Raw genomic sequence first — 17,683 nt, 5'->3', positions numbered from 1 at the left:
GGGCTCAGGCGTCCGGCGAGCGGCGGTCGGTGACGAGGTCCATGCCGACGGGCTCGCCGTCCAGCAGGGTGCTCAGCGCGGCCTGAAGGCGGGGCTGCGGCAGCAGGGCGCGGGCGCCGACGCCGGGACGTACGTCGATCAGCCGGACGACGACGTCGTCGCGCTGGAAGATCGTGCTGCGCAGCACCGGGCTGTCCGGGTCCGCCGCCGCCGCCTCGTCCTGCTGGGCGAGCAGCTCCGCCAGCCGCATCCCGCAGTCCGGCCGGGCCGGGTAGTACAGCGCCTGCCGCTCGCCCTCGGCGAGTTCGTCCGCGGTGACGTGGTGCACGGCCGGCAGCGCCGCCCGGGTGAAGAACACCCGCGCGGACTCCTGGTCGTTCAGGTCCCGCTCCTGCTCCAGGTAGGGGTTGATGGCCTCCTCGACGGCCCGCACCTCGGGCTGCCGGGCGACGTGCCGCAGCGCCGCGAGCAGGTCGCCGCGCACCTCGATGGCCCGCACGACCCGGTTGCCGTGCATGAACAGGGAGGTGCGGCACAGCCGGGTGGTCTCGTCGACCCGCGCCTGGGGCGAGGCGTAGTCCGCGAGGATCTTCGCGACCTTCTCCTCGCTGCCGGGCCTGACCGTGAAGGTCAGCGCGTGGCGGATCACGCCGTCCCCGATCCGCGGGGACGACTGGAGCCGGCGCCGCGAGGCCGCCTCGGCCGGCTCGCCGCCGGTCTCGCGGACGATGTGGAACCGCAGCGACCGGGTGTCCCGGACGCAGCTGTGCAGCGGTTCCACCATCCGCACGTGCTCCTCGCTGTTCACCCAGGTGAGGAACGGCGGGGCGCTCTCCCACTCGCTGGTGATGAGCCATTGGGAGGGGTTCTCGATCGACTGGCACAGCTGGTCACTGACGTGGCCGGGCACCTGCGCCACCTGGTTGCACAGCTGCTCGTAGGCCTCCAGGAACTGCTGCTGGGCGCCGTCGTGGACGTCCACGAGCAGGACGACCCGGAGACGGGAGCCGTCGAACACGGACTGGGAGACCCTCTTCGACACCTGACGCGTCGACTGGTCCGAGATCTTTTCCGACAAGGTGGTCATGCTGCGCATCTCCTTCACGGGGGCAGAGGCGAACGCCGGCCGCCGATGACGCGACGTCAGCGCTTCTTGATCCTGTGCCGCTTCCCGCACAACGCGCGACTCGCGTGAACCACGTGGGTGATTGAGCACGCGAAAGCCGTCCCAGAGGGCACAGAAACAGCAACGCGCCCCACATCCCCGACCCCTGCCTCTGGAGCCTTGATGCAGCAGAAAGCCGATCACCAGGTGCCCGTCCTCGTCGTGGGCGGTTCGCTGGTGGGCCTGTCCCTCTCCCTGTTCCTGGGCCGTCTCGGCGTACCCCACATGCTCGTCGAGCGGCACTCCGGGACCTCGATCCACCCGCGTGGCCGCGGCAACAACCTGCGGACGATGGAGCTGTACCGGGTGGCCGGCCTCGAGCCGGACATCAAGGCGGCGGCCTCGCTCCTCGCGGCCAACCACGGCATCCTGCAGACCCCGACCCTGGTCGGCGACGCCGGCGAATGGCTGTTCAAGCACATCGACCCGGGTGGCGGGCTGGCGAAGTTCAGTCCCACGAGCTGGTGCCTGTGCAGCCAGAACGACCTGGAGCCGGTGCTGCTGAAGGGGGCCCGCGCGCTCGGCGGGGACCTGCGGTACTTCCACGAGATGGAGGGCTTCGAGCAGGACCCCGAAGGAGTGACGGCGTTCGTCCGGGACCGGGACAGCGACGAGATGTACACGGTCCGTGCGGACTACCTGGTCGCGTGCGACGGTCCGCGCAGCCCGGTCCGGCGGCGGCTCGGCATCGGGCAGAGCGGCCCCGGCGACCTCTTCGCCAACGTGAGCGTCACCTTCCGGTCCAAGCTGCTCGCCGAGACGGTCGGCGACCGGCACTTCATCTGCTGCTACCTCACCAACCCGGAGGCCGACGGCGCCCTGCTCCCGGTCGACAACAAGGAGCACTGGGTCTTCCACGCGCCCTGGCACCCGGAGCAGGGCGAGACGCTGGAGGAGTTCACCGAGGAGCGGCTCCAGCGGCACATCCGGCTGGCCGTCGGCGTCCCCGACCTGGACGTCGAGATCACCGGCAAGGCGTCCTGGCGCGCCGCCGAACGCGTCGCCGAGCGGTACACGGCGGGCCGGGTGCTACTGGCCGGCGACTCCGCCCACGAGATGTCCCCGACCGGCGCATTCGGCTCCAACACCGGCATCCAGGACGCCCACAACCTGGCCTGGAAGCTGTCCGCCGTCCTCGACGGCTGGGCCGGTCCCGACCTGCTGGAGACCTACGACACCGAGCGCCGGCCCGTCGCGCTGGCGACCAGCGCCCGCGCCTCGGCCCGCTCGGTGGAGCACAGCCACCCCGGTTTCGCGCCCACGCCCGGCGTCGGCGGCGGCCCGCGCAGCGGCATCCTCCCCGTCGTCCTCGCCTACCGCTATCTGGAGGGCGCCGTCATCGGCGCCGACCCCGCCCAGCCGGTCGTACCCGACGGGGTGCGGCTGACCGGGGACCCGGGCAGCCGGGCCCCGCACCTGTGGCTGCGCCGCGCGGGCGACCGGCTGTCCACGATCGACCTCTACGAGCGGTCCCTGGTGCTGCTCTGCGACGCCGGGTCGGCCGCGGGCGGGGCCTGGCACGCCGCCGCCCGGCAGATCGCCCGCACGGACGGCGTACGACTGGAGGCGTACCGGATCGGTACGGGGGCGAACGCCGACCTCACCTATGACGGGGACGGCCCGGGAGGCGGCACCGACTGGGCGGCCCTCCACGGCACGACGCCGGACGGGGCGGTGCTGGTCCGGCCGGACGGATTCGTGGCTTGGCGCGCGACGGACGCCGCAGGCGATCCGGAGGCGGAGCTGCGGGGGGTGCTGGCGGCGGTGCTGCGGAAGAGGTGACGACCGAAGGGGTGACTGCTGCGGGTGGCTTGTGCGGGGGGCTGCTGCGGGTGGCTGCTGCCGGTGACCGGGCGCAGCGCCGGACGCTGTCGCGGGGGGTCGGCACCGTGGTGCCGGGCTGCGCTGGGCGAGGCCAGGCACCATGACGCTGCGCTGGACGGGGGCCCGGCACTGTGGTGCTGCGCCCGGGCGGGGGCCGCGTCCCCGCCGGCCTGCGCCGGACCCGGCGCCGCGCGCGCTCCGCGGGGCCGTGGCCCCATGCGGCTCCGGCCCCCGTGGCGCGACCGGCCGCGGGCGAGCCGCATCCGGCGGACGGCCCGGAGCCGCCGCGGCGCGCCGGAGGCGGTGCTGCGGCGGGGACGAGTCCGTGGGTGATCCAGAGGGCCGGGCCGGCTGTCGGTCAGCGGGGGCGCTCCGTCAGATGCGGACCTCGACCGTCTTCGCGAGCCGGTCGTGCAGGCCGCGGCCGTCGCGGTCCCAGATCAGGGCGGGGATCGCGAGGCAGAGCAGGACGGTGCGCAGCAGGGCGCGCCCCGGGTTGACCGTGCCGGTCCGGAGGGCGACGACCCGGATGCCGAAGAGGCGCTTTCCGGGCGTGAAGCCGACCGTGCCGACGGTCAGGGCGCTCAGGACGAAGAAGACGCCGAGCGCCCAGTTGCTCGTAGCGGGGCTGTAGCCGTCCGTGATCAGGCCGTATGCGATCAGGACGCACAGCGCCCAGTCCACGGCGATTGCGCCGAGGCGCCGTCCGGGCCGTGCGATCGAGTTCGGCCCGTGCTCCGGGAGCCCGAGCTGTTCGCCCCGGTAACCGAAGTCGGCGCCCGCCTCTTCCATGGCCGCGCGCGGCCCGGAGAGCCACGATCCGATTGCCTGCCTGTTGTCCACGCCTCCACGGTACTGTGCCCGGTTTCGGGCACTACGCACAGGGGTGTGTCGGGGCTACGGTGGACACGTGGCCGGTTAACTTCTGCGAAACAAATGGGTCACGCCCGAGAAATCACCCGTCCCTAGGGTCGAGACCAGCGTGTGCCACCGCACTGGCCGCACGAACGATCTACCACCCCGGCGTCGACGGTCGGGAGTAGGAGGAGCTGGATGTTCCAGAACGCCGACGAGGCCAAGAAGTTCATCGCGGACGAGGACGTCAAGTTCGTCGACGTCCGCTTCTGCGACCTGCCGGGCGTCATGCAGCACTTCACGGTGCCCGTTGAGGCGTTCGACCCGGACGAGGAGCTGGCCTTCGACGGATCGTCGATCCGTGGTTTCCAGGCCATCCACGAGTCCGACATGGCTCTGCGTGCCGACCTGTCCACCGCCCGTGTGGACCCGTTCCGCCGCGACAAGACCCTCAACATCAACTTCTTCATCCACGACCCGATCACGGGCGAGCAGTACTCCCGTGACCCGCGCAACGTGGCGAAGAAGGCGGAGGCGTACCTGGCGTCGACCGGTATCGCGGACACCGCGTACTTCGGGCCCGAGGCCGAGTTCTACGTCTTCGACAGCGTCCGTTTCGCCACCTCCGCGAACGAGTCCTTCTACCACATCGACTCCGAGGCGGGTGCCTGGAACACCGGCGCCCTGGAGAACAACCGTGGGTACAAGGTCCGCTACAAGGGCGGCTACTTCCCGGTGGCCCCGGTCGACCACTTCGCCGACCTGCGCGCCGAGATCTCCCTGGAGCTGGAGCGGTCCGGCCTGAAGGTCGAGCGCCAGCACCACGAGGTGGGCACCGCCGGCCAGGCGGAGATCAACTACAAGTTCAACACCCTGCTCGCCGCCGCCGACGACCTGCAGCTCTTCAAGTACATCGTGAAGAACGTCGCCTGGCGCAACGGCAAGACCGCGACCTTCATGCCGAAGCCGATCTTCGGTGACAACGGCTCGGGCATGCACGTGCACCAGTCGCTGTGGAGCAACGGCGACCCGCTGTTCTACGACGAGGCCGGTTACGCGGGCCTGTCGGACACCGCCCGCTACTACATCGGCGGCATCCTCAGGCACGCCCCGTCGCTGCTGGCCTTCACCAACCCGACGGTGAACTCGTACCACCGTCTGGTGCCGGGCTTCGAGGCGCCGATCAACCTGGTGTACTCGCAGCGCAACCGCTCCGCCGCGATGCGCATCCCGATCACGGGCTCCAACCCGAAGGCCAAGCGCGTCGAGTTCCGCGCGCCCGACTCCTCCGGCAACCCGTACCTGGCCTTCTCGGCCCTGCTCCTCGCGGGCCTGGACGGCATCAAGAACAAGATCGAGCCGGCCGAGCCGATCGACAAGGACCTGTACGAGCTGGCTCCCGAGGAGCACGCGAACGTCGCCCAGGTCCCGACCTCGCTGAACGCCGTCCTCGACGCCCTCGAGGCCGACCACGAGTTCCTCCTCCAGGGCGACGTGTTCACGTCCGACCTGATCGAGACGTGGATCGACTTCAAGCGCACCAACGAGATCGCTCCGCTCCAGCTGCGTCCGCACCCGCACGAGTTCGAGCTGTACTTCGACGTGTGATATCGCCCCAGGTCAGAGCGGGTAACCGCTCGCCTGGGCCGCCTGTGGGCCGTCGGCCGTGCTCTTCCTCCTCGGGAAGGCACGGCCGACGGCCTGTTTCGGGCCCTGCGCCGCGAACGGCCGTCGAGCGCTCTGGCCCCGCCGCTCAGGTCTGCGCACCGGCTCCGCCGGGGCCGGTGTCCGCATCCCGCACGCCGAACGCGGCGTCGATGGCCCTGCGGGCACGGTCCTGGCTGTTCGGCATGAGGTGCGTGTACGTCCGGAGCGTGAATCCCGGGTCGGAGTGACCGAGGTACTCGGCCAGGGCCTTGATGTTCTCCCCCGAGTCCAACAGCACCGACGCGTAGTAGTGCCGCAAGGCGTGCATGCCGTGCTCACGCGACGGTTTGAACCGCTCCCCCGGCGCCCGTTCCGGGATGACGCCGGCAGCAATCAGGGCGGGCTTCCACAGGTACATGTTGAAGTAGTTCCTGTTCAGCGCCTTACGCTCCCGCGAGTAGAACAGCAATTTCGCTGTGACGGGCGGGCCGTCCGGGGTCTTCCACGGCAACGTGACGTCGATGGGGGGCCGGCGGGTGATGTGAGTGGCAAGCGCATCCGAGACCACGTCGGGCAGCGGCACGTCTCGTAGCTTGCCGCCCTTGGGCGGGGCGAACACCATGTGCGGGCCAACCAACTTGACCTGTCGCACGACGTGCACGACCCCCCCGACGAAGTCGACTTCGTCTATGGCAAGCCCGAAGATCTCGCCCTGCCGTAGACCGCACCCTGCACCGACGTCGACGGTCGTCGCGTACTGGCTCGGAAGGCCGTCCCGGACTGCGACCACTCGGTCACGCGTCCACGGCTTGATCTTCCGCCGATCCAGCTTGGGTGCCCGTACGGAACCCGCGCGGCAGGGATTGCGAGTCAGAAGGCCGTCGTCCACGGCAGCACCGAACACAGCGGAGACATTTGCGAAGACGGTCCGTTGATACGACGCTGCCATGCCGGAGTCTGCGAGGGCCCGTGCCCACGTGCGGATGTGAGCGGGTTGGAACGCACTCAGGGAGCGAGAGCCGAAATAGGGAAAGGCGTGCAGCCGGAACCGCAACTCCATGTTCACGATCGTGGAAGGGTCCGTGGTCTGGGATGCCAGCCACTGAGTGGCGAACTCCTTGAACGTCACCTTGCCGGCCGACGGGTCGACGTACTGGCCGCGGTTCATGTCGGCCGCGATCTGTGTCAGCCACGACTCGGCGAGTCGCTTCTGCTTGTCAGGGAATGATTTGCTGCGTTCGCTCCCATCTGGGGCGACGTACCGGGCCCGATACCGTAACCCGGTCCCGTATCGGTCGGTCTTTACCCTGATCGTCTTGCCGTTGGATGCCGTCTCTGTCTTGTACCAACGGTCTTGGATATGGCCTGCCACAGGTAGGCGGTCCTCTCGACATGCCACAGGGAGAGCCACCCGCTGGGGCTCTCCCTGCTTCCTGGGATGGGTTGGCTAGGCGGCGTCGCGGTCAACGCCCTTGCGGTTGGTGACGTAGGCGCGTACGTCAGCGGGGTCGTAGCGGAGGTGCTTGCCGATGCGGAAGCCGGGCGGTCCGGTGCGCTTCCTGCGCCACTGGTAGACGGTCTCCAGGGGCACGCCGAACATCTCGGCGATGTCGTCGGGGGTGAGGTACCGGTCCGGGAGGCCGCCTCGGAGGGTGGCGCGGGGGTCAGGGTCTGTCGGCTTTGCCATAGGGGCTCCAAGCGGGGAGGGCAGGGCCGCGTGTGTCCGAGGTTCGTATTTCTGCGTCACCCGCGTCATCTGCGTCATTCGCGCGTCTGACCTGCGGTTTGGAGGTGACGCAGGGTTTGAGGGGTGCGTCACCGGTGACGCAGACCTTCGTCACCGGGTGACGCAGGTGACGCGGGGTGACGCAGAGATCGGCCGTCTGCGTCATCGCTTCTTCAGCAGGTCACCGGCCGTTTGCGGGGTGTGGGTGACGCAGGTGACGCAGCGTCTTTCTACTTCGGACAAAGAGGGGGGTGGTGTCTGTTGTGGTGCGCGTCTCAGGGAGTGAAGAACGGGCCGCTTCGCGGCGCGACCATCACAGGGCGGCGCCGCCGCCGAACAGCAAGAGGAGCACGCGCCGCCGGGTGCTCCTCTTGCTTGTGCGGGGCCGTGGTGCCCGGTCAGAAGGCCGCTGCTTGCTCGTGCGGGGACGGTGGGGCGGACGGCCGCACGATCTCGATGTAGCGGGACGTTTTGGTGCGGCCCCAGTCGATGAGGACGCCCCGGGCAGCGAGGGTGGGCTGAAGGCGTTTGAGGCGGTCTGAGAGCACCTTGCCTGTGGTCGGCCACCCTTTGGGCAGGGGGCGGAAGTCCTCACCCGTGTAGAGGCCCGTGAGGCAATGCAGCCACTCAGCGGACGTCATCCGCTGCTCGGTGCCCGGCTCGATGCCGGCGGCGTGCTTGAGGACGGTCTGCGCCAGCAAGTCCCCCTCAATGACATCGTCGTTGAGGTCGTCCAGGCTGGCCCGGTAGGCGCCCAGCGCTCCGAGGCCGGTCGCCGCGTCGAGCTGCGCGCACAGGTGCGCGAAGTCGGCCATCCGCAGGTCGGTGGGGATGTCCGCCTGTGCTGCGCGGACCTTGACTGTGAGGTCGAGCAGAGAACCGAGGATGACCGGTAGGGCCTCAGCGTATTCGGCCCACAGTTCCGCTTCCGTGCGCCGGACCTTGGGCCGCTCCAGCCGTAGAGGCAGGAGCCGTTCGGCGAGGTCGGGCCGGATGACGCCGACGTCGATGCCGGTCAGGAGGAGTGGGCGGCGGTAGCGGGCGCGGAAGACGTCCCCGTCGGTGAACAGGGCGCGCTTGACGTTCTCGGCGCCGGTGACGATGCAGCACATCGCATCGGACAGGTCCGGCGTCATGTGGGAGAGGTTGTCCAGGGCGGTGACCCATCCGGCGGCTACTGCCGCGATCAGGTTCTCTTCGTCCTTCGGGGCTCGGCGCAGGTCCCCGCTCATGCCTTCGATAACCCGGACGAGCATTCGCCCGCCGGTGGACTTGCCCGCCCCCTGCGGGCCGGTGAGAAAAGGGGCGGGGACGGGTACGGACGGCCCGAGGCAGCCGATGAGCCAGGCGATGGCCAGGCATTCGGTTTCCGCGTTGGCGAAGTTGCACAGCCGAAGCAGAAGGTCGATACCTATGCCGCCGGTGTCCTTGGCGGGCAGGGGCAGCTCCCCCGTGAGTTGGGTGCGCCGCCAGCACACTTCGCGCGGGTCGGGTACGGCGATGTCCCAGCCGGTGGGGTGGATACGGACCGACTGCCCGTCGGCGCGGCCCAGGTCCAGCCACGTCGCCCCGTCGAGTCCGGGGGCGACGCGAATGTGGACGGGCTGTACGTCCTCGGTCAGCGCGAGGGCCTCGATCAGGTCCAACGCCTCCTTCAGCGCCGTGCCGTTGAACACGCCGACTCCGTCGCGGAAGAGGTCGACCATGAGTTCCTGGCGGTGGCTTCCGGTGGTGCCCTGGGAGCGGATCGGGCGGGCCACGGGGTGGCCGTTGCGCTGCGCGTACACGGTTCCGTCGGCGGTGCGGAAGTACCGGAAGTGCGCCTGCGCGTAGTTGGTGATGATCTCGCGGGCCGGGTTTTTGTCGTCATCGGCCACGGTCACAGTCCCAACGTCGTGCGGGCATTGGCCCACGCGTCCGAGCAGTGCCGCGGGGACTCGCCCTTGCTCTGCGCGGCAGCGAACAGCCGCGCGACGTGCGCGTCGGTGAGGCAGCCGCACCGGCCGTGCGTGGACAGCACGGCGAGGAACGTCCGGTACACGGTCGCGTGGACCGCGCTGCGCGCCTCGGTGATGCGTTCCACGGCCATGACGATGCCGCGTTCCAGGAAGACGGGCGTACGGTGCGGGCACTCCCCGCCGCCGGTGCGTGCGGGCACGGGGGCGGCGTGCAGCGCCGGCCGGACCGGGGAGGGCGCCTTGACGGCCAGGGCGCGTACAGCGTCCGGCAGGTCAGCCATACTGCCGGTGCCGGGGCCGAGGTAGCGGGCGTAGGCCATGGACGACTTGATGTCGACACCGGGGCGAACCGCGTTGCGGGAGGTCATGGCGCCCCGGTAGATCCAGTGCTCACCGCGCGTCGTCGCCACGGTCTGCGTGGCGGGCAGGGCTGTACGTGCCCATGCGATGGCGTCCGCGTTATCGAGGTCCACCACGGTCAGCCCGGCGCCGCCGGGGTGGTAGCCGATGCAGACGGCCTCACGCCATGCCGGCACCCACGCGGGCGAGGTGATCACCTGCGGGTCGGTCGTGGCAGCGGCCCACGCGTGGCAGGGCGCCGGGCACTGGCAGGGACCGGAAGTCTTCATGTTCGGCCGTCCGCCACAGACGTTCTTGGCGCACGCACGGCAGTTCCCGAACGGCACCTTCCCCTTGCGAAGGGGCAACACCGGCACGCCGGCCGCCGTGAGGTCCAGGGCGGCGCGCAAAAGATCATGCGTGGGGCGCGACCAATTGCCGGACACTCGCCGAACGTCGGTCAGTTGGGTCATGCTGGGAGTCCTCCACTGTTCAGTTGGATGGATGGAGCAGGGCGGCCTCGGTCTTTGGCGAGAGGGGGGCCGCCCTTGCTGTCACTGCTGGTTGGTGGTCTTGGCCCACACACCGCGCGTGGTGCTGTGGACGTTGCGCTGGTCCTGGTAGACGGGACCGGTGTAGTGGTGGTGGACGTCCGGGGTGGGCTTGGCGCGCTTGACCAGCCGGGCGAGGGCGAGGACGAGGGCGGTGGGGGCGCTGAAGACGAGTCCGCACACGACCGGGTCGGCGAACTGGGAGACGTACATCAGCACGGCCGCCGTGCCGCCGACCATGGCGGTAGAGGCGCCGCCGGCGAGCATCATGACGCTGGCGTCCGTGGCGCCCTGGCTCATCGGCGGCCGGCCGGGCTGGGTGACGGGCGGGGTGTGGCCGTAGGCGGGTGCGGGGGTGTCGTCGCGGTAGGCGGTGGGCCCGTAGGCGTCGGCGAGGATGCGGCGGGCTTCGGCGGCGGCCTGGGCGTCGCTCATCACGGTGTGCGGCTGGGTGGTGCCGGGGGTGGTCTCGGGGTGCATGCGGGGGTCCCTTCCGGTGCTCGGCGGGGGTGCGGCTGGGCCGCTGAGAGGGGCTGTGGAGGGGTGCGGGCAGGGGGCGCCGCGGCCCCCTTTACCGGCCTTACCTTGCAGGTCAGGGGCCCTTACCTCCCCCTCTACCGGGGTAAAGAGCCCCCTCTACTCGGTAGCGCTCACGGCAGGTGCCGCGTCGTGGAGTAGAGGGGGTGCGGGGAGGGGGTGAGGTAGGGCCGGGGGGCTTTACCTGCCGGTGCTGAGCAGGATCTCGGCGGGCACGGCGGCTTCGATGTCGCGCCGCTGGTAGCCGGCCCCGTTGGCGCCGCTGATCTTGACCTGCTTGCTGGTGCGCTTGACGCCGGCCGCTTCGAGTTCGGAGGCGAGGCGTTCGGCGTTGAAGTCGCCGTAGACGTCTTCGTCCAGGTTGACGAGACCGGCGAGCAGGTCGGTGGTGAACATGCGCGGGGAGTGCCGCATGACCTCCAGCACGTCGGAGACGATGGCGGGCACGGTCAGTCCGGCGGCGTCGGCGGCGGCGGTGACGTCGCCGGCCGCGTCGCCGGTGAGCTGTCCGGCGGCCTCGCGCAGGGCGCGGCCCTTGCGGCACAGCGCGGCGAACGCGGGCCCGTCGAGGTAGTCCGCGCGCACGGTCACGTACGAGGCGGGGCCGGTGACCAGCACGCCGACGCCCTTGTGGTCCTCGGACAGCACGGAGGCGTCCGCGCCCTGGGCGGCCTTGCCCTTGCCCAGCACCATGTCGCTGCTGGTGCGGTCCACGACCTGGGTGGAGTAGCGGATGGTGATGATCTCTCGCAGCTTCGGCGGTACCGACTCCGCGTCGGGGCGCTGGGAGGCGAAGTTGGAGATGAACCCGGCGGCGGGTCCCCGGCGGGCGATGCGGCACAGGTCGTTGATGACCTGCTCGCGGTCGTCGCGCTCCATGGCGGTGAAGTACTCCTGCAACTCGTCGATGGTGACGAAGATGACCGGCAGGTTGTACTTGACCATGATGTCGGGGGTGAGCTTGCCTTCCGGGCACACCGAGGTCGGCAGGTCCCGCAGCAGCGCGAACCTGCGTTCCATCTCCGCCAGCAGCTCCTGAAGCATGGCCTTGAGTGCTTCGATCGCGTCGTCTTCGGCGCCCATCACGAGGCGGTGGGCGACGGCCTTCATGGGCATCCAGTCGGCGCCGCCCTTGCCGTCGGCGACGTAGTGGCGCACGTAGGCGTCCAGCAGACCGGCCGCCGTGAGCAGCCGCTGGGTGAACGTCTTGCCCCGGCGGGGCAGTCCGCCGAAGAACATCGACTGCCACATGACGGGGACGTTGATGCGGTTGCCGCGTGCGTCCTGCCCGAACGGCACCGCGTCCCAGATCGAGAAGCGTTCGGCTTTCTCCAGCGGGGACGGGTTCGGGGTGCCAAGGTAGGGGTCGTCGTCGGCGACCCACATCGACACCCGGCCGGCGTTGCCGCCCTTGGCGGCCCGGACGCGGGACATGATGACCTGGATCTCATCCACGCCGAGTTCCTGCGCGATGACCTCACGCTTGGCCAGCACGTCGGAGGCGGTCTTGCCGCCACCACGGGGCATGTCGAAGATCACTGCCCAGCCACGGCCGTCCCGGACCGGGCCCATCGTGCAGTGCACCTTCGGAAGATCCTTGTCGTCCTTGCCGCTGCCGCTTTTGAGGAGGCCGGCGGCCCGCAGCGCGTCGTTGAGCTGCTGCGCGGACATCTCCACCTTCAGCGGCGGCGCCGCCTGGTCCAGGATGTGGGTCTCCTTGCCCCGGCCGAGGTAGGCCAGGGGCGTGACCACGGCGGCGGTGATGCCTGCCTGAAGCAGCGGCGGCGCGAGCGCGATGCCGACAGCGGCGGCGGCGACCCCGACAGCGGCGGCCCCGAACCGCCAACGGCGGGTCTGGGTACGGGCGTAGTGCGCGGCCTGCAACCGCGCGGCCAGGTCCACGTCTTCCGGGCGGGCCTTGACCTGCGCGCGCAGCGCCCGGACGGTCGCGGTGTGGTCCTGCGCGGACAGCGTCGGCCACAGCCCGACCGTGGCCCGGTAGAAACCGCGGGCGGCCAGCAGCACCGTCTTGATGAGGTACTTCGGGGTGCGGAAGCCGTGGTAGCGGGTGTGCCACCAGGTCAGCCGGCCGAACGCGCGGACGTTGGCGACCACGGAGGCGCGGGAGCGGGCCCAGGCGGGCAGCACGGGCGCGTCGGGGACGGTGAGCCAGTCGGCCAGCGGGTTGTCCGGCCGGTCGACGGCCTCACCCTCCGCCGCGGGCGTCTCCTCGCTGGCCGGGACGGAGGTGAGGGTGGGCTTGGTCAGGTCGACCGGTGCCGTGTTGGTGCGGGCGGCCCGGTGTTCGTCAAGGTCGTGGACGGTCCCCATCTCGGGGGCCACCGTGGCGGGTTCGGACATGAGAAAGGGTTCTCCTGACTGCCCCACAGGGGGCGGGAAGTTGAGGGGGCGTCACCCCGCCGGTCTCGGCGCGGGCGGGGTGACGCCAGCAGGTCAGCGGCCGTGGGGGGGCGCGGGGCTCGGCGTGGCTGAGCTAGGACGGCTCGGTACGCGGGCCGTCGAGCCAGCAGAACGGGCGGATGCCGGCGGCGGCCTTGAAGACGCGGATGGCGGCACCCGGCGGGGAGTCCGGCAACGGGAAGACGCGTCCGCCGTTCAGGGAGGCCAGCAGCCGGGCGCCGTGGTGCTCGCACCCGTCAGCCCCGACGTTCTGGGCGTCGAGCACAGTCACCACGAAAGGGCCCGTGCAGCCGGTCGGGTCGTCCGGGTGGGTGGCAGGACAACGGCGCTCCACGCTCACCACCACCCGGACGACTTCTTCGCGGCCTTGGTCGCGGCGGCCTCGGTCACGACGCGCTGACGCTCGGCACGCAGGGCGTCGATCTCCGCACTCAGCCGCGTCTCGGCCGACTCCCAGGCGGTCTCCAGCTTCCGCTCCGCCCGGCCGGGGCTGTTGCCCCGCACGACGCGGTACGAGCCGCCGGCCAGCGCGGCCACGACCGCACGGCGCTCCCTGCCGTCCAGCGGCCACATCTCCCGCTCACGCACGGCCTTCAACTTGCGCTCCGTCTGCTGAATCTCACGGTCCAGGCGGCGGGTGTCGGGCTTGCCCATGTCAGCGCCTCCTAGCGGCGGTCGTCGGTGTGGAAGGTGGCGTAGGGGCCGTCGCTGGCCTTGGGAGCGTGCATGACGGTGTCCACGGCCGCGAACAAAGCCGCGCCGGCAGCGGCGGCCAGGGCGAGACCGGAGTGACCGGTGTCGCTGGCCACACGGGCGGCGCCCTGGGCGGCGGAGTTCACCCTCAGGACGTTGGTGGGGTCGTTGGTGGCGCTCATGATCCGGTCGTACAGGCCCATCGGATGGGTCCTTTCGGCGCAGAAGAGGCGAGGGATCAAGTGGCGCGGCGGGCGGAGTCGCAGGGCTCGCACGTCCCAAGAGAGGCGCGGATGACGTAGCCCGCGTCCCGGCCGCAGGCGGGGCAAAAGCGGCGCGCGGCGTTGGCCTTGGCCAGCGCCGCCCACCGCGCCGGCGTCATCGGGCGCAACGGCTTGGCCAGGTCGACGCGGTAGAGGTAGGCGACCAGCGGGCCACGGCGGCGGCGCGGCCGTTCGAGCTGCGCCGCCACCTCCTGACCACCCGGCCGCAGACCCCGCGCACGGAGCTGCCGGCGGGTGGCGTAGCCGTCCGGGGCGAGCCGCCACCGATAGACCGGCAGGGCACCCATCACGCGGCCCGCTCGGCGAGCAGGGCGTCACGCAGCTTGCGGGCGTTGGCCGGCGAGGTGCGCAGCTCGCGGCGGATGCCCTCGGCGGTGATCTGCCCGGCGTCGAGTTCGGCCGTCGCCTTCCGTGCCTGCGCCAACAGTTGCTCGGGCGTCCGGCGGGTACGGGGCGACTTCGCAGCCGCCGGAACCCGGCCGGTCACCCGACGCGGCCGGGGCGATTCCGCCGGACTGGTGCGGGCGGGGGGCGCCTCGATCGGCACCGGCCGGACGACCGGAACGACCGCCGGGATCGGCTTGCTCGGGGTGGCCTGCTTGCCCAGATCGACCGGCACAGGATCGGGCACCACAAGCCGGGTCAGTGTGACCGTGGCCGGGGTCGATTCCGGCTGGTCAGCCATAGACCGTTCTCGACCGTTCCCGGTCGATTCCTCCACATTCATATCGGTGGTCGGTGTGGTGCTCCAGGCGGGCAGTTCCCACCCGGTGGCGACGCTCGCGAGAGCCTGCCCCGTGCCGTCACCTTGCCGGGCGCCTTCCAGTTCCGACCATGCGCCGGCGAGGTGGCCGGCGGTCTTGGCCTGGACGCGGGCGACGCGGGCACCGGCCGCCGTCACGGCCGTGAGCCGGGTCTCCTCGGTCACCGCCCCGGCCCGCAGCCGGGCACGGGCCACGGCCGCTTCGTCGCGCGCTTCCTGCTGGATCGACTGAATCTGATCGAGCGCGGTCGGGGTGAGCGCGGTCCGCTCCCACAGTCCGTGGACCAGCCACAGCGCCTTCGCGGCGATCGGCAGCCATGCCACGGCCAGCCACGCGCCGACCGCATGGTCGGCAGTTAGGGCGTGGGTGACCAGGACACCGGTCGCGATCGCCCCGAAGAACCAGCCGACCGCTGTCACGGTCCGACTGTGGTCGCCCTGCGCGGCGAGCCGGCGTTCGTAGGCGAGGGTGGCCAGCCATCCCCCGTCGATCCCGAGACCGACCACCAGGGCGACCAGCCACGGCATCGCACCACCGAGCCACATCACGACCACGGCCAGCGTGAGAACCATGGACACGGCCGTCATCGCGACGGCCGGAAGTACGGTCTTGGCCTTCACGCCGCACCCCCCATCGCCAGCAGGACCGCGAGCACGAGCAGGGCGCCGCCGGCCAGGGTGAGGTCGACCGCGCGACGCAGGCAGGTGAACTTGGCGACCGCCAGGCGGGACAGGCCGGCGATGTCGGCGGCCAGGTCCCGCGAGACGGTGTCGGCGATCTCGTGCGCGGTGAGCGTGGCCCACAACGGGAAGCCGTGCCGGCCACTCAGGTTCGGGCGGACCGAGCGCAGCAGCAGCCCGGCCGCCGCGAGCAGCACCCCCATGCCGGCGCCGCCGGCGATGCGGGCGGGCCAGGCCAGGGTGAGGTCGTGACCGACGCTCCAGGCGGCCCGGCGGATGCGGCGTTCGTCCAGCTCGCTCGGCGTGCGGTCCAGGGTGATGATCTGCGGTCGTGTTCCTCTCAGTGGTGGAACGGCCCGAACAGCGGCTCCCGGGAGGCACCCCGGGAGCCGCGCGCCGTTGAAGTCGGTAGATCCGGCTCCCCTCGGCGCCGCTCGTGCGAGACGAGCGGCGGAGGCAACCGGCCGCAGCGAGTGCTGCGGAGGTTGGTCGTGCAGTCGCGCCCGGGGCTCGCCCGCACGCATCCGTCCTCTTATTGGCAGGGGAGGGACGGCCTCCCAGGCACGCTGTTGAGTTCTCAAGGCACAGGCGCTCACTTCGTACTCACCCCCGCGGGCTTTCCTCCGGGCACATCCCTAGGGTTCCCTAGGGTTCCCTGCAGTGTCAAGCAGTAAGCTAGGGAACCGCAGGGAACCGCTGATGAGGGAGCTGACGACATGGCCGGTCAGGCCGACAACCGGGCGCCGTACGCGAAGATTGCCGCCCACTACACGGAGCTGATCGAGTCCGGCCAGCTACCGCCGGGATCACTCCTGCCAAGCATCAAGAACCTCTCGGAGGAGTGGGGGGTAAGCACCGCTACGGCCGAGAAGGCACTACGCAAGTTGCGAAACGAGGGCCTGGTTAGGGGCATTCACGGGATCGGGACGGAGGTTCTGGACCGACCCGCTCCGATGTCTTCGGGATCTCAGCGTCAGGACCGAGGTCGCCGTACCGGCTCAAGTTGGGGCTCAGGCGAAAGGTCCGATTCGCATGAGGCAGCCATCGTGCCTGCACCTCCGGATGTGGCACAGGCTCTTGGTACCGAGCCACACACTGACGTGATCCGCCGGCGCCGGGTGTACAGGGACCGGCACGGCATCGTCGCGCACAGTACGTCATGGATTCCGGCTCGCTACGGGAAGCTCATCCCGCAGTTGGCCATAAGCGAGCGGCTGACCGGAGGTACGTCCCTCCAGCTCATCGCCGAGGCGACCGGCCTTCCGATCACTCATCGGATCGACACGGCCTCAGCGCGCCTGCTAACAGCGGATGACGCGCGGCTCTTGGAGCTGGACCCCGAAAACCTGCCGACGGAACCCGTGGTGGTGATGACGGCAAAGTTCATCGACAGCGAGAGCAACGTCGTGGAGTACGGCGTGGACCTCGGAGGCCCCGGTCGCACCTGGCGGACGGAATCTGAGGTTTCCCAGTGAGAGCCGTCGACGACACGCTCCTACGTGTGCTCGAAGACCGCATGGGCGCTCTCCTCACCGCTCGCCGTACTGGCCAGCTCAGCCCCGAAGCCGAAGCGGAAATGGCTGTGATCTCCCAGACCCTGACGAGGCCGATGTCCGAGCACCCTCCGTTCTGCGTCCTCATGGCCGGCCTCCCCGGCTCAGGTAAGACCACCCTTTCCCGAGCACTCACCGATCGAGGATTCGTGCGCCTGTGCCCGGACGAAGAGATGTACCGGCGTCACGGTGTGTACGGGGTGGACTTCCCCCGGGCACTTTCCCGATCCTGGAACGCCCGGTGCTTGAGGATGTGGCGGTCGAACTGCGGCAGCTCCTTCAGGCAGGGCACGATGTCGTGGTCGACCACGGCTTTTGGACACCGGACGACCGCGCCCGGTGGCGAGCCATCGCCGAGGACGCCGGCGCCGCCCCGGTGCTCGTGTATCTCGAAGCGAGCCACGACGAACTTTGGGCGAGGATCAGCAAGCGCAACGAAGCCCACGCGCACGATCCCAACTCGATCTACTTCTCCGAAAGTGACCTGCGGCGGTACCGAAATCGCTTCGTACCCCCGGAGCCTGACGAGCCTCACCTCGCGTATGACGGCGATCCATCCGTGGTCGTCGCGGCACTGGATGCCTACAGGCAGGCGGGCCGCGCGAGCTGATTGAGACGGTAAGGAAGACCGAGGCGACGCACCCCACCGGTATCCGGTGGCCAGCGCTACAAGTCCGGGGATGATG

The 17,683-nt window shown here is 70.4% G+C and carries 18 protein-coding genes and 1 pseudogene; 5 read left to right on the top strand and 14 right to left on the bottom strand.

The features are described from left to right. Nucleotides 1-4: 4 nt before the first annotated feature. Complete coding sequence (locus OO52_RS29825; protein ID WP_030656648.1) at nucleotides 5-1,087, bottom strand: SchA/CurD-like domain-containing protein; 1,083 nt, start codon at nucleotides 1,085-1,087, stop codon at nucleotides 5-7. A 201-nt stretch (nucleotides 1,088-1,288) separates the two neighbouring features. Between OO52_RS29825 and OO52_RS29820 the strand changes: the two genes are divergently transcribed. After that, nucleotides 1,289-2,947, top strand: a complete 1,659-nt coding sequence (locus OO52_RS29820) for an FAD-dependent oxidoreductase (protein ID WP_030656646.1) — start codon at nucleotides 1,289-1,291, stop codon at nucleotides 2,945-2,947. Nucleotides 2,948-3,364: 417 nt separating this feature from the next. Here OO52_RS29820 and OO52_RS29815 read toward each other — a convergent pair whose 3' ends face one another. Next, the gene (locus tag OO52_RS29815; RefSeq protein ID WP_030656644.1) at nucleotides 3,365-3,832 is read right to left on the bottom strand and encodes an RDD family protein; all 468 of its coding nucleotides are present in this window, start codon (nucleotides 3,830-3,832) and stop codon (nucleotides 3,365-3,367) included. 210 nt (nucleotides 3,833-4,042) lie between these two features. Between OO52_RS29815 and glnA the strand changes: the two genes are divergently transcribed. After that, nucleotides 4,043-5,452: a type I glutamate--ammonia ligase gene (glnA, locus tag OO52_RS29810; protein WP_014672291.1), complete on the top strand. Its 1,410-nt coding sequence runs from the start codon at nucleotides 4,043-4,045 to the stop codon at nucleotides 5,450-5,452. Between the two features lie 145 nt (nucleotides 5,453-5,597). Here the strand turns inward: glnA and OO52_RS29805 are convergent, their stop codons facing one another. From OO52_RS29805 to OO52_RS54700, 12 genes are all read right to left on the bottom strand, one after another. After that, entirely contained in the window at nucleotides 5,598-6,863 is a 1,266-nt protein-coding gene (locus OO52_RS29805) for a tyrosine-type recombinase/integrase (RefSeq protein ID WP_030656642.1), read from the bottom strand. Nucleotides 6,864-6,938: 75 nt separating this feature from the next. Continuing rightward, a complete protein-coding gene (locus tag OO52_RS29800) occupies nucleotides 6,939-7,178 on the bottom strand; it encodes a helix-turn-helix domain-containing protein (protein ID WP_030656640.1) in 240 nt (79 codons plus the stop codon). Between the two features lie 437 nt (nucleotides 7,179-7,615). Next, nucleotides 7,616-9,100: a hypothetical protein gene (locus OO52_RS29795; RefSeq protein WP_030940288.1), complete on the bottom strand. Its 1,485-nt coding sequence runs from the start codon at nucleotides 9,098-9,100 to the stop codon at nucleotides 7,616-7,618. Further along, a complete protein-coding gene (locus OO52_RS29790) occupies nucleotides 9,097-9,987 on the bottom strand; it encodes a bifunctional DNA primase/polymerase (protein WP_030656636.1) in 891 nt (296 codons plus the stop codon). Before OO52_RS29790 ends, OO52_RS29795 begins: the two co-directional genes overlap by 4 nt. A gap of 81 nt (nucleotides 9,988-10,068) precedes the next feature. Continuing rightward, nucleotides 10,069-10,545 (bottom strand): hypothetical protein, encoded by a 477-nt coding sequence (locus OO52_RS29785; protein WP_030656632.1) that lies wholly within the window; start codon nucleotides 10,543-10,545, stop codon nucleotides 10,069-10,071. A 237-nt stretch (nucleotides 10,546-10,782) separates the two neighbouring features. After that, nucleotides 10,783-12,963, bottom strand: coding sequence for an FtsK/SpoIIIE domain-containing protein (locus OO52_RS29780; protein WP_030656630.1), 2,181 nt, complete (start codon nucleotides 12,961-12,963; stop codon nucleotides 10,783-10,785). A gap of 133 nt (nucleotides 12,964-13,096) precedes the next feature. After that, a complete protein-coding gene (locus tag OO52_RS29775) occupies nucleotides 13,097-13,294 on the bottom strand; it encodes a hypothetical protein (protein WP_234339941.1) in 198 nt (65 codons plus the stop codon). 65 nt (nucleotides 13,295-13,359) lie between these two features. Beyond that, the gene (locus OO52_RS29770) at nucleotides 13,360-13,677 is read right to left on the bottom strand and encodes a hypothetical protein (protein WP_030656626.1); all 318 of its coding nucleotides are present in this window, start codon (nucleotides 13,675-13,677) and stop codon (nucleotides 13,360-13,362) included. 11 nt (nucleotides 13,678-13,688) lie between these two features. After that, on the bottom strand, nucleotides 13,689-13,919 hold the full coding sequence (locus tag OO52_RS29765) for a hypothetical protein (RefSeq protein ID WP_030656624.1): 231 nt from the start codon (nucleotides 13,917-13,919) through the stop codon (nucleotides 13,689-13,691). Nucleotides 13,920-13,954: 35 nt separating this feature from the next. After that, a complete protein-coding gene (locus OO52_RS29760) occupies nucleotides 13,955-14,287 on the bottom strand; it encodes an RRQRL motif-containing zinc-binding protein (RefSeq protein ID WP_030656622.1) in 333 nt (110 codons plus the stop codon). Continuing rightward, nucleotides 14,287-15,384 (bottom strand): hypothetical protein, encoded by a 1,098-nt coding sequence (locus OO52_RS48050; RefSeq protein WP_078877450.1) that lies wholly within the window; start codon nucleotides 15,382-15,384, stop codon nucleotides 14,287-14,289. Before OO52_RS48050 ends, OO52_RS29760 begins: the two co-directional genes overlap by 1 nt. Further along, nucleotides 15,381-15,968: a DUF6284 family protein gene (locus OO52_RS54700; protein WP_432422518.1), complete on the bottom strand. Its 588-nt coding sequence runs from the start codon at nucleotides 15,966-15,968 to the stop codon at nucleotides 15,381-15,383. The genes OO52_RS48050 and OO52_RS54700 overlap by 4 nt, the downstream gene beginning before the upstream one ends. 192 nt (nucleotides 15,969-16,160) lie before the next feature. Here OO52_RS54700 and OO52_RS29745 point away from each other — a divergent pair, with 192 nt between their 5' ends. The 3 genes and pseudogenes from OO52_RS29745 (at nucleotide 16,161) to OO52_RS54295 (ending at nucleotide 17,607) form a co-directional block, all read left to right on the top strand. Beyond that, nucleotides 16,161-16,919: a GntR family transcriptional regulator gene (locus OO52_RS29745; RefSeq protein ID WP_030656618.1), complete on the top strand. Its 759-nt coding sequence runs from the start codon at nucleotides 16,161-16,163 to the stop codon at nucleotides 16,917-16,919. A 41-nt stretch (nucleotides 16,920-16,960) separates the two neighbouring features. Continuing rightward, nucleotides 16,961-17,155: pseudogene (locus OO52_RS54300) on the top strand (zeta toxin family protein); the annotation flags it as partial. 83 nt (nucleotides 17,156-17,238) lie between these two features. After that, nucleotides 17,239-17,607 (top strand): AAA family ATPase, encoded by a 369-nt coding sequence (locus OO52_RS54295; protein ID WP_348539054.1) that lies wholly within the window; start codon nucleotides 17,239-17,241, stop codon nucleotides 17,605-17,607. Nucleotides 17,608-17,683 lie beyond the last annotated feature (76 nt).

The organism is Streptomyces flaveolus, assembly GCF_000716535.1.
Lineage (GTDB): Bacteria > Actinomycetota > Actinomycetes > Streptomycetales > Streptomycetaceae > Streptomyces > Streptomyces flaveolus_A.
The sequence above is the reverse complement of the archived record's forward strand: the minus strand, read 5'-3'. Positions and strand labels throughout refer to the sequence as shown.

Bases quoted from the DNA above. Each gene is read 5' to 3' on its own strand.
- OO52_RS29770 (WP_030656626.1), bottom strand. From the start codon at position 13,677: ATGGGCAAGCCCGACACCCGCCGCCTGGACCGTGAGATTCAGCAGACG.
- OO52_RS29785 (WP_030656632.1), bottom strand. From the start codon at position 10,545: ATGCACCCCGAGACCACCCCCGGCACCACCCAGCCGCACACCGTGATG.
- OO52_RS29760 (WP_030656622.1), bottom strand. From the start codon at position 14,287: ATGGGTGCCCTGCCGGTCTATCGGTGGCGGCTCGCCCCGGACGGCTAC.
- OO52_RS29820 (WP_030656646.1), top strand. From the start codon at position 1,289: ATGCAGCAGAAAGCCGATCACCAGGTGCCCGTCCTCGTCGTGGGCGGT.
- OO52_RS54700 (WP_432422518.1), bottom strand. From the start codon at position 15,968: ATGCGTGCGGGCGAGCCCCGGGCGCGACTGCACGACCAACCTCCGCAG.
- OO52_RS29800 (WP_030656640.1), bottom strand. From the start codon at position 7,178: ATGGCAAAGCCGACAGACCCTGACCCCCGCGCCACCCTCCGAGGCGGC.
- glnA (WP_014672291.1), top strand. From the start codon at position 4,043: ATGTTCCAGAACGCCGACGAGGCCAAGAAGTTCATCGCGGACGAGGAC.
- OO52_RS29825 (WP_030656648.1), bottom strand. From the start codon at position 1,087: ATGACCACCTTGTCGGAAAAGATCTCGGACCAGTCGACGCGTCAGGTG.
- OO52_RS29745 (WP_030656618.1), top strand. From the start codon at position 16,161: ATGGCCGGTCAGGCCGACAACCGGGCGCCGTACGCGAAGATTGCCGCC.
- OO52_RS29780 (WP_030656630.1), bottom strand. From the start codon at position 12,963: ATGTCCGAACCCGCCACGGTGGCCCCCGAGATGGGGACCGTCCACGAC.
- OO52_RS29765 (WP_030656624.1), bottom strand. From the start codon at position 13,919: ATGGGCCTGTACGACCGGATCATGAGCGCCACCAACGACCCCACCAAC.
- OO52_RS29790 (WP_030656636.1), bottom strand. From the start codon at position 9,987: ATGACCCAACTGACCGACGTTCGGCGAGTGTCCGGCAATTGGTCGCGC.